Origin of the sequence: Nocardioides sp. NPDC101246 (assembly GCF_044767415.1) — a bacterium.
Lineage (GTDB): Bacteria > Actinomycetota > Actinomycetes > Propionibacteriales > Nocardioidaceae > Nocardioides.
In genome coordinates, this window is sequence record NZ_JBIWNX010000026.1 from 41,652 (window position 1) to 52,030 (window position 10,379).

A 10,379-nucleotide genomic window follows, 5' to 3' on the forward strand; every position below is an offset into this window, starting at 1 on the left:
GGTCCGGAACGGGATGGCCAAACGAGGGAAACACGTAACGACGTTGCGTAGATTCCGTGCGCTGCGCCGGCCCCTGGACCGGACCGCCGCTCTTCATATCCCCTGGAGTCAGGAGTTCCCCCATGCGTCCCGCGTCGTCGCTCCTTGTTGCTGGTCTCGGCGTGCTGCTGGCGGCCGGATCCCTGGCCCCGGGAGCCGCGATGGCCGCACCCGTCGACGCCGCGCCGCTCGCGCCGGTCGTGTCGAGCCTCGACTTCCCCGAATGCGGGTCCGCCGAGACGCCCACGGTCTGTCCCCACACCGGCAACCACGTCGGCGAGACCGGATCCTTCGAGCTGAAGGCCGCCGCGGGGGACGTCGATGTGGACGCCTACCGATGGGTGGTCCTGGGTGCCACCGGCGACGAGCCCTCGGGCCTGAGCGAGCCCATCGCGACAGCGGCCGGAAGGCCGCGATCCATCGAGTTCACGTCGGCGGGGAGCGGTGTGCGAAGGCTGAGCGTCCAAGCCCGGGACAGGGCTGGCCAGTGGGGCTCCTTCGCGAGCTACGACTTCTTCGTGCCGCGCAACGAGCCCCTGGTGGAGTGGTCCTTCAACGACGCGTCCGCCCCTGGTGCCAACACAGGCGCGGACCCCGAATCCGGCGAGCTGGACCTCGGAGGTGCCGGGACCTCGCCGCTCGGACGCGACGACGTCGGGTTGCGGTTCGATGCTGGGACGCCTGCGACTGCGACGACCGCCGGGATCTCGACCGCCGATGACTTCACGGTCGCGCTGTGGGCCCACGTCGAGGCAGCCGAGTCCATGACCCTGGTCTCCGCCGCGTCCCCCGAAGGCGATGCGCTTGAGATCGGGTACGACGCGGAGACGGCCAGCTGGGTCGCCGGACGCCGTTCGGCGACGGGTGCCGAGCTCGCCTCGGCGCCCGGCATCCGGGGTGCATGGACGCACCTCGCGGTCACCTATCGGGCGGCTGCCGACGAGCTCACCCTCTGGGTCGACGGTGTGGCCCGATCGAGCGTGACGTATGCCGCGGACGCGTGGGACAGCACCGACTGGAGGTTGGGTTGCGGCAGCGCGTCCCTCGCTGCGGCCGGCTGCGCCACCGCGACGGTCGACGAGGTCGGGATCTGGGGCAACGCGGCCTCCGGGGCCGTGATCGCCGAGCGCGTGTCGTTGGAGACCAACGAGGGGTACGCGACCAGCATGGCCGCGGAGTGGAACCTCGGGGTCGGCACCGACACGGTCGAGTCCGGCGTACTGGCCGATCGCTCGTACGGTGCCCAGCTCCGCGTCGAGGGCGCCGGTGACCAGTACCTCCCAGGTGCCGTCCTGGCGCTGCCGGGCGCGCCCGAACAGAGCATCGCGTTGGACCACCCGGTGACCGACTCGGCCGTGTCGTTCTCGGTGGCCACATCCGTTCGGTTCACCGACCCGACGCGGTCGGCCGTGATCGCTCAGCAGGCGGGCGACAACGCCGCCGCGTGGACGCTCGGCTACCGCCTCAAGAGTGATGGATCCGGCGGGCAGGTCTACTTCCGCATGGCCGAGAGCGATGACGCCGATGCCGCGGTCGCGGAGGTGCGCGCCGATGTCTGGGTGCCCGACGACGTCAACGTCGTGATCGGCGTCTACAACGCCGAACGCCGGCAGATCGAGATCTACCTCAACGGGATGCGCCCGGAGTTCGGCGACGGCAGTGCCGAGGGTGAGATGCCGGAGGCGTCGTTCACGACGCCGTGGACCGCGCGCGGCGGGTTCGAGGTCGGGAACGGGACGACGACCACCGGCCTCGGCGGCCCGTCCGCCCCGCTCGCCGGCGAGCTCGGCGGCGTGTGGCAGTACGCCGGTCCGCTCAGCATCAACGACATCTCCAACGCCGATCCGGGTCTGCCTCCAGGGGCTGTTATCGCCAACGGGTGAGGCCGAAAGTGGGGATCCGGGGTGGTCTCGGCGAGAATGGCGCCGTGCCTACCGATGCTCCCACCCTGTCCGCAGCGGCATCCGAAGCGCTCTTCGCCCGGGCGAAGGCCGTGACGCCGGGCGGCGTGAACTCGCCTGTGCGCGCCTTCAACGCGGTGGGCGGGACGCCGCGCTTCATCCGGGAGGCGAAGGGGGCGTGGCTGACCGACGTCGACGGGAACGAGTACGTCGACCTGATCTGCTCCTGGGGCCCGATGCTGCTGGGTCATGCCCATCCGGAGGTCCAGGCGGCGGTCCTGGAGGCCGTCACCCGGGGCACCTCCTACGGGACTCCGACCACTCCCGAGGTCGAGCTCGCCGAGGCGATCGTCGAGCGGGCGCCGGTCGAGAAGGTGCGGTTCGTCAGCAGCGGCACCGAGGCGACGATGTCGGCCATTCGGCTGGCGCGAGGGTTCACCGGGCGCGACGTGATCCTCAAGTTCGCCGGCAATTACCACGGCCACGTCGACTCCCTCCTCGCCAGCGCCGGCTCCGGGCTGGTCACCCACGCGATCCCCGGCACCCCGGGCGTCCCCGAGAGCAGCACCGAGCTCACGGTCGTGCTGCCCTACAACGACCGGGCCGCGGTCACGGCGGCGTTCGAGGAATACGCAGGCCGGGTGGCCTGCCTGATCACCGAGGCCTCGCCGGGCAACATGGGCGTCGTCCCGCCGGAGCCCGGGTTCAACGAGTTCCTCGCGACCACCTGCACGGCGAACGGCGCCCTGTTCATCTCCGACGAGGTGATGACCGGGTTCCGGGCCAGCAAGCAGGGGCAGTGGGGCCTGGACGGCAAGCACGAGGGCTGGACGCCCGACCTGGTCACCTTCGGCAAGGTGATGGGTGGCGGCTTCCCGGCGGCGGCCTTCGGCGGCCGCGCCGACGTGATGGGCTCGCTCAGCCCGGACGGGCCGGTCTATCAGGCCGGCACGCTCTCCGGGAACCCGGTCGCGACCACCGCCGGCCTCACCACGCTGCGCCTGGCGACCGACGAGGTCTACGACCACATCACCCAGGCCGCCGACGTCGTGAAGGCCGCCATCGAGGAGAGCTTCACCAAGGTCGGTCTCCCGTACGTCATCCAGTCCACCGGCACGATGTTCTCGGTCTTCTTCACCGACCGGCCGGTGCGCAACTTCGACGAGGCCAAGACCACCGACGAGGCGGCGTACAAGGCCTTCTTCCATGCCATGCTCGATCGGGGCGTCTACCTGCCGCCGAGCGCCTACGAGGCCTGGTTCCTCTCCTCCGCCCACGACGAGCGGGCGATCTCCCAGATCACGGAGGCGCTTCCGTACGCCGCCGAGGCCAGTGCGAAGGTGATGTCATGAGTATCGAGACCACGGTTCACTTGCTGCGCCACGGCGAGGTGCACAACCCGGAAGGCATCCTCTACGGCCGCCGGCCCGGGTTCAACCTCTCCGAGCTCGGCCTGCGGATGGCCGAGCGGGTCGCCGACCGGATCGCCGGGCAGGACATCACCCATGTCATCTCCAGCCCGCTCGAGCGCGCCCAGCAGACCGCCGGGCCGCTGGCGAAGGCGCTCGGCGTCGACATCTCGCTCGACGAGCGGGTGCTCGAGTCGGAGAACCTCTTCGTCGGCAAGAGCTTCAAGGACGGCATGGGGCCGCTGAAGGACCCCAAGGTCTGGCCGAAGCTGCTCAACCCGCTCAAGCCGTCGTGGGGCGAGCCCTACCTGGAGATCGTGGCCAGGATGATGGCCGCGATCCACGACGCCCGGGATATGGCGAAGGGCCACGAGGCGGTCATCGTCTCCCACCAGCTGCCGATCTGGACCACCCGGCTCCACATCGAGGGCCGCAGCTTCCTGCACGACCCGCGCCGCCGCCAGTGCGCGCTGTGCTCGCTGACCTCGCTGCACTTCGTCGACGACGAGTTCGTCGCGCTCTCCTACAGCGAGCCGGCCGGCGACATGCTGCCCGCGAAGGACAAGTACGCGCCGTTCTCGGCCGGCGACATGGACGAAGATTAACGGGGCTCTCAGGTTTGTCAGGAAGAGTCCTGCGCGTGCGTAAGAAGTTGGGTGGCCTCCTCCTCACCTTGGTGACGGTGGGGCTGCTGGCCGCGTGTGGGCAGACCGGCACGAACGAAGCCGGTTACATCTCCGGTGACGGCCGCACCCAGGAGATCCCGGTCGCCGATCGCGGCGAGCCGGTCGAGCTCACCGGCGAGACCCTCGAGGGCAAGCCGTTCGACCTGGCCGACACCCGGGGCAAGGTCACGGTGCTCAACGTGTGGTGGACCGGCTGCGCGCCGTGCCGCAAGGAGATGCCGATGCTCCAGGCCGCCTACGAGGAGCTGGGCGACGAGGTCGCCTTCGTCGGGCTCAACACCCGCGACGCCTCGGCCGCGCAGGGGCAGGCGTTCGAGCGGCACTACGGCATCGGCTATCCCTCGGTCTACTCGCCCGACGGGTCCGCAGTCCTCGCCCTCAAGGGTTCCCTGGCGCCCCGCGCCATCCCGGCCACCGCGATCCTCGACACCGAGGGACGGGTGGCGGCGCTGATCCGCGGCGAGATCCCCTCGGCTCGTACGCTCGACGAGCTCATCACCTCGGCAGGTGAACCGTCGTGACCGACTGGTTCGCGAGCACCGCCGGGAGCGGGTCGCTGATGCTGGCGATCCCAGTCGCGCTGCTGGCCGGGTTCCTCTCGTTCGTCTCGCCGTGCACGCTGCCGATGCTCCCGGGCTACCTCTCCTACGCCACCGGCCTGTCCGGTGCCGACCTCGCCTCCGGTGACGTACGCCGTGGCCGCATGCTCGCCGGGTCGCTGCTCTTCGTCGCCGGATTCTCGGTCGTGTTCGTCCTGATGGGCATCACCGTGGGCGGGATCGCCTACAAGCTGCTCGAGTTCCAGCAGACCGGCACCAAGGTGCTCGGTGTGCTCTCGATCATCATGGGCGTCGCGTTCATGGGCTTCATCCCGCTGCTGCAGCGCGACCTGAAGTTCCACAAGGTGCCGGCCGTCGGGCTGGCCGCGGCGCCGCTGCTCGGCTTCCTCTTCGGGCTGGCCTGGACCCCGTGCACCGGTCCGACGCTCGGTGTCATCGCCGGCCTCGCCTGGGACCAGGGCACCGCCGCCCGCGGCGGCCTGCTGCTCGCCGTCTACGCGCTCGGGCTCGGCATCCCGTTCGTGCTCGTCGCGGTGATGTGGCGCAAGGCCACCGTCGCGCTGACCTGGTTCCGCCGGCACACCCGCGCGATCACGATCATCGGCGGCGTACTGATGATCCTGATCGGCATCGCCATGCTCACCGGCTGGTGGGACAACGGCGTCCAGTGGCTGCAGGTCCAGCTCGTCCAGCGTTGGGAGGGCATCGCGCTATGAGTACTACTACCGCTCCCGACCAGGAGAAGAACGAAGGCGGACGCCGCCCGGGCGAGCTGAACGCCCGCGAGCTGGCACGCTGGGGCTGGCGCCAGCTGACCTCGATGCGTACGGCGCTGATCCTGCTGCTGCTGCTCGCGCTCGCGGCCGTTCCCGGGTCGCTGATCCCGCAGGACGGGGTCGACTCGCTCAAGGCCGACCAATGGCGCGAGGCGCACACGACGCTGACGCCGATCTACGAGAAGCTCGGGCTCTTCAACGTCTACTCGACGCCGTGGTTCGCGGCGATCTACCTGCTGCTGATGGTCTCCCTGGTCGGCTGCATCATCCCGCGCTGCCTCGTCTACGCGCGGGCCATGCGTGCCCAGCCGCCGGCGACCCCGGCCAAGCTGACCCGGCTGCCCGACTCGGCGACGTACGTCACCGACGAGGAGCCCGCCGAGGTGCTCGCCGCGGCGCGGAAGCAGCTCCGCGGCTACCGCATCCGGAAGGACGATGACGGGGAGTCCGTCTCGGCGGAGAAGGGCTATCTGCGCGAGGCCGGCAACCTGATCTTCCACATGTCGCTGATCATCGTGCTGGTCGCGTTCGCGACCGGGAGCCTGTTCGGCTACAAGGGCGGCGTGATCGTGCTGGTGGGGGAGGAGTACGGCTTCGCCAACGAGCTCTCGCAGTACGACGACTTCAAGTCCGGCTCGCTCTTCGCCCCCGAGGACCTCGACGACTTCAGCTTCAAGATCGACGACTTCCACGCCGAGTGGCTGTCCACCGGCGCGGGCGCCGGGACCGCGCGCGGGTTCAACTCGAAGATCCGCTACACGGCGGGTTCGAGCGATGAGAAGAGCTATGACCTCAGGGTCAACCACCCGCTGACCATCGGCGGCACCGACGTCTTCCTGCTCGCCCACGGCTACGCACCGGTGATCACCGTGCGCGACGGCGACGGCAACGTCGCCTACTCCGGCCCGACGATCTTCCTCCCGCAGAGCCAGAACCTGCTCTCCTTCGGGGTCGTGAAGGCGCCGTACGCCTCGCCCGAGGAGATCGGCTTCCAGGGGCTGTTCTACCCCTTCGAGGGCACGGTCGACGGCGAGCCGGTCAACCTGATGGGCGACATCGGCGACGGCTCGCACGCGATGCTCTCGCTGCAGGGCTTCCGGGGCGACCTCAACCTCGATGCCGGGCCTCAGTCGGTCTACGCGCTCGACACCTCCAAGGCCAACATGATGTCGCCCGACGAGTCCGGCAAGGCGTTCAACCTGCGCCTGGGGGAGACGGCAGAGCTCCCCGACGGTCTGGGATCGATCTCCTTCGACGACGTCCAGCAGTGGAACCGGGTGCAGATCTCGAAGTCGCCCGCCAAGGAGTGGGCGCTCCTCGGCGTCTCGCTCGCCCTGGTGGGGCTGCTCGGGTCCCTCTTCATCCGCCCGCGACGGGTGTGGGTTCGCGCCCGCCGCGTCGATGGGCGCACACTGGTCGAGATCGCCGCCCTCGACCGCTCCGGCGGTGGAGACACCGAAGCCGTCGTCACCGGCCTTGTCGAGACCTTACGAGGCGCGCGAACACAGGAGGAGAAGGATGTCTGACCACACCTGGGGCGTTCTCAGCAACCAGGCCATCACGGCCGCCGGCGTCGTCTACTTCCTGGCGCTGCTCTGCGCGCTGGTCGAGTGGTCGGCCTGGCAGTCGCGCGCCAGGGCCGCGGTCGCGGAGAAGGAGCTCGTCGGCGCCGGCGCGCCGGCCGAGGCCCCGGCGAACCCCGCCGATGCCGTACGCGAGCACCGGGCAGCCCTCTTCGGACGCCTCAGCCTGCTCCTGACCGCGATCGCGGTCGTGTGCCACCTGGTGGCGCTGGTCGGCCGTGGGATGGCCGCCGACCCCAACCGGGTGCCGTGGGGCAACATGTACGAGTTCACGATCTCCGGCTCGTTCGTGGTCGCCGCCGCGTACGTCGCTCTCCACCGGCGGCTGAAGCTGTCCTGGATGGCGCCGTGGGTGCTCGGCTTCACGGTCGTGGTGCTGATGCTGGCTGTGGTCGGGCTCTACGAGCCGGTCGCGCCGCTGACCGAGGCGCTCAACTCCTACTGGCTCGTCATCCACGTCATCGCGGCGATCATCGCCACCGGCGGGTTCACGCTGGGCGGCATCGCCTCGGTGACGTACCTCCTCAAGGCGCGCTTCCCCGACGCCGCCCTGCTGGCGCGGGTGCCCGACCTCGACAACCTCGACCGGGTCTCCTACCGGATCCACGCCTTCGCGTTCCCGGTCTGGACCTTCGGGGTGCTGATCTCCGGTCCGATCTGGGCCCACGAGGCCTGGGGCTCCTACTGGAACTGGGACCCCAAGGAGGTCTGGGCGTTCATCACCTGGGTCGTCTACGCCGGCTACCTGCATGCCCGCGCGACCGCCGGGTGGAAGGGCAAGAAGGCCGCGATCGTGGCGCTGATCGGGCTGGCCACGCTGTGGTTCAACTTCATCGGCATCAACTACTTCTCCTCGACCTCGCAGCACTCGTACGCTGCGCCCGCAGCCCCGGCGGTCGTCGAGCTCACCGAGGGAGCCTCGCGATGAAAGAGTTCTTGATCTACACCGGCCTGCGGCTGCTGTCGCTGGTCGCCACCTTCGGCATCGTCGCCGGTGTCTGGGCGCTGGTCGCCGGCGAGGTCGACATCTTCCTCGCGGTGATCGTCGCGTTCGTGATCAGCGGCGTGCTCTCCTTCTTCGTGCTCGACCCGCAGCGCCGGGCCTTCGCCGAGAAGGTCGAGGCCCGGGCCGCGAAGGCGGTCGACGCCGCCCGCGCCAAGGAGGATGCCGAGATCGACTCCGAGATCGACGCCGAGGCCGGTTCCGGGACCGACGCTTCCTCGAACGGCGAAGGCGATAGCCACAAGGTGTCCTGACCTGGTAGATAACGGGTCATGTCGATCGTTCACAAGGCCACGCTGACTCCGTCGAAGAACGAGATCTTCGGCGCCTGGCTCGCCACCCAGGCGTGGTGCGAGGGTGACCTGACAAGCACGATCGGCTCCTACCGGTTCGACGATCCGGCCGGAAGGGTCGGGATCGAGTGCGTGCTCCTCGCGGTCGGCGAGTCCGTCGTCCACCTCCCGGTCTCCTACCGGGAGGCGCCTCTCGACGGCGCCGAGGACTTCCTCATGGCGACCACCGAGCACTCGGCGCTGGGCACGCGCTACGTCTACGACGCCTGCGCCGACCCGGTGGCCGTCCGGGCGCTGCTGGCCGCGGCGCTCACCGGTGCGACCCAGGAGCCGATGGACGTCTACGACCAGGGCCGGCTGGTCGAGCGCCGCGCTGCCGTCGTCACCGCGGCCGGCACCGGCTCGTGGTCCCCGGACGCCGTACCGCACCTCGACGGTGTCACCATCCGCTCCCACGGCGCCACGCCCCACATCGAGGCCGGCGGTTTCACGGTCACGGTGAAGCGCGTCGCCGACGGCTCGGAGGCGGAAGGCGACGAGTCGATCGCGGTTGCCTGGCCGGGCGGGTCGGGCGCGCTGGTGGCGGTCACCCACATCTGATCGCGGTCTCGGGTACGACGGGACGTTTCTGCCTGTTACTCGTCGGTAGACCAACCGGAACGTCTCGTCGTACCGGCGAGACGGTCAGTCTGTGGATTGCCTGTGCGGGCGGAGATGATCAACGGAGCCTCCCGTAAGTCACGAGTCGGAAACATCGTCGTCCTGCACTTGACGCATTCGGACATGAGGAGGCAGCCTGTCTCGATGTGAGCGTTCACATCTGTGATGTGACTCACCTGGGAACCGGCCCGTGCGCCGGTCTCCGGCACCCCCGACAGCGGCGCGTAGGCCTACCGACGCGGCCGTAGATGAAATGGAGCAGGTAAGTGCGCAAGGTACTCACCACGATCACCGCGGCAGCGCTTGCGCTCGGCCTCGCGGCATGCGGCGGCGACGGCGGCGAGGGCGGCGACAAGGGCACCGTCGGTGTAGCCATGCCGACCAAGTCCTCGGAGCGCTGGATCGCAGACGGCAACAACATCAAGAAGCAGCTCGAGGCCGAGGGCTACAAGGTCGACCTGCAGTACGCCGAGGACGACATCCCGACCCAGGTCTCCCAGGTCGAGAACATGGTCACCAAGGGCGTCGACGTCCTGGTGGTCGCGGCCATCGACGGCACCGCGCTCGGTGAGGTCCTCGAGACCGCCGACTCGCAGGAGATCCCGGTCATCAGCTACGACCGCCTCATCCGCGACACCGAGGCCGTCGACTACTACTCGACCTTCGACAACTTCCAGGTCGGCGTGCAGCAGGCCACCTCGCTCGTCGAGGGCCTGAAGGCCAAGGGCGAGGGCCCCTACAACGTCGAGCTCTTCGGTGGTTCGCCCGACGACAACAACGCCACCTTCTTCTGGGACGGCGCCATGTCGGTGCTCGAGCCGCTGATCAAGTCCGGCGAGATCGTCATCCCCTCCGGTCAGACGGACTTCAAGCAGGCCGCGATCCTGCGCTGGGACCCCGCCACCGCGCAGAAGCGCATGGAGGACATCCTGACCAAGACGTACGCCTCCACGAAGGTCCAGGGCGTCCTCTCGCCCTACGACGGCCTCTCGCTCGGCATCATCGCCGCGCTCAAGGGCAACGGCTACACCACCGCCGACCTCCCGGTCGTGACCGGTCAGGACGCCGAGGTGCAGTCGGTGAAGTCGATCAACGCCGGTGAGCAGTACTCCACGATCTTCAAGGACACCCGCGAGCTCGCCAAGGTGACCGTCGACATGATCGTCGCCGTCGGTGCGGGCGAGGAGCCCGAGGTCAACGACACCGAGACCTACGACAACGGCAAGAAGGTCGTTCCGTCGTACCTCCTCGACCCGGTCGTGGTCACCAAGGACGACGTCACCAAGGTGCTCGTCGACTCCGACTACTACACCGCCGACGAGATCAAGTAGCACCCCGTACGCGGCGTGGGGGCCGGGGCCCCCCCCCCCCGCCCCCCCCCCCCCCCGCCCCCCACCCCCCACCCACCCCCCCCCCCCCCCCCACAACCCTGGCGGGGGACCACAACAGGGGGCGCCGGGGGCAGGGCA

10 protein-coding genes are annotated in these 10,379 nt (G+C 69.4%); all 10 read left to right on the forward strand.

The genetic code is table 11. The annotated features are described in order from the left end of the window. Window positions 1-122 precede the first annotated feature (122 nt). On the forward strand, window positions 123-1,922 hold the full coding sequence (locus ACIRON_RS30090; protein WP_402998850.1) for a LamG-like jellyroll fold domain-containing protein: 1,800 nt from the start codon (window positions 123-125) through the stop codon (window positions 1,920-1,922). A gap of 44 nt (window positions 1,923-1,966) precedes the next feature. After that, a complete protein-coding gene (gene hemL / locus ACIRON_RS30095; protein WP_402998853.1) occupies window positions 1,967-3,292 on the forward strand; it encodes a glutamate-1-semialdehyde 2,1-aminomutase in 1,326 nt (441 codons plus the stop codon). Beyond that, window positions 3,289-3,954 carry a histidine phosphatase family protein gene (locus tag ACIRON_RS30100; protein WP_402998856.1) on the forward strand — a complete coding sequence of 222 codons (666 nt, stop codon included), beginning with the start codon at window positions 3,289-3,291 and terminating at the stop codon, window positions 3,952-3,954. Before hemL ends, ACIRON_RS30100 begins: the two co-directional genes overlap by 4 nt. 35 nt (window positions 3,955-3,989) lie before the next feature. After that, window positions 3,990-4,556 carry a TlpA disulfide reductase family protein gene (locus ACIRON_RS30105; RefSeq protein WP_091043107.1) on the forward strand — a complete coding sequence of 189 codons (567 nt, stop codon included), beginning with the start codon at window positions 3,990-3,992 and terminating at the stop codon, window positions 4,554-4,556. Next, on the forward strand, window positions 4,553-5,311 hold the full coding sequence (locus ACIRON_RS30110; RefSeq protein ID WP_091043105.1) for a cytochrome c biogenesis CcdA family protein: 759 nt from the start codon (window positions 4,553-4,555) through the stop codon (window positions 5,309-5,311). Before ACIRON_RS30105 ends, ACIRON_RS30110 begins: the two co-directional genes overlap by 4 nt. Further along, entirely contained in the window at window positions 5,308-6,897 is a 1,590-nt protein-coding gene (locus tag ACIRON_RS30115; protein ID WP_402998861.1) for a cytochrome c biogenesis protein ResB, read from the forward strand. Before ACIRON_RS30110 ends, ACIRON_RS30115 begins: the two co-directional genes overlap by 4 nt. Continuing rightward, window positions 6,890-7,882 carry a c-type cytochrome biogenesis protein CcsB gene (gene ccsB, locus ACIRON_RS30120; RefSeq protein WP_402998864.1) on the forward strand — a complete coding sequence of 331 codons (993 nt, stop codon included), beginning with the start codon at window positions 6,890-6,892 and terminating at the stop codon, window positions 7,880-7,882. The genes ACIRON_RS30115 and ccsB overlap by 8 nt, the downstream gene beginning before the upstream one ends. Continuing rightward, on the forward strand, window positions 7,879-8,211 hold the full coding sequence (locus ACIRON_RS30125; protein WP_402998867.1) for a DUF4229 domain-containing protein: 333 nt from the start codon (window positions 7,879-7,881) through the stop codon (window positions 8,209-8,211). Before ccsB ends, ACIRON_RS30125 begins: the two co-directional genes overlap by 4 nt. 18 nt (window positions 8,212-8,229) lie before the next feature. After that, on the forward strand, window positions 8,230-8,850 hold the full coding sequence (locus ACIRON_RS30130) for a hypothetical protein (RefSeq protein ID WP_402998870.1): 621 nt from the start codon (window positions 8,230-8,232) through the stop codon (window positions 8,848-8,850). Between the two features lie 326 nt (window positions 8,851-9,176). Continuing rightward, on the forward strand, window positions 9,177-10,241 hold the full coding sequence (gene chvE / locus ACIRON_RS30135; RefSeq protein WP_091043092.1) for a multiple monosaccharide ABC transporter substrate-binding protein: 1,065 nt from the start codon (window positions 9,177-9,179) through the stop codon (window positions 10,239-10,241). Window positions 10,242-10,379: the final 138 nt, after the last annotated feature.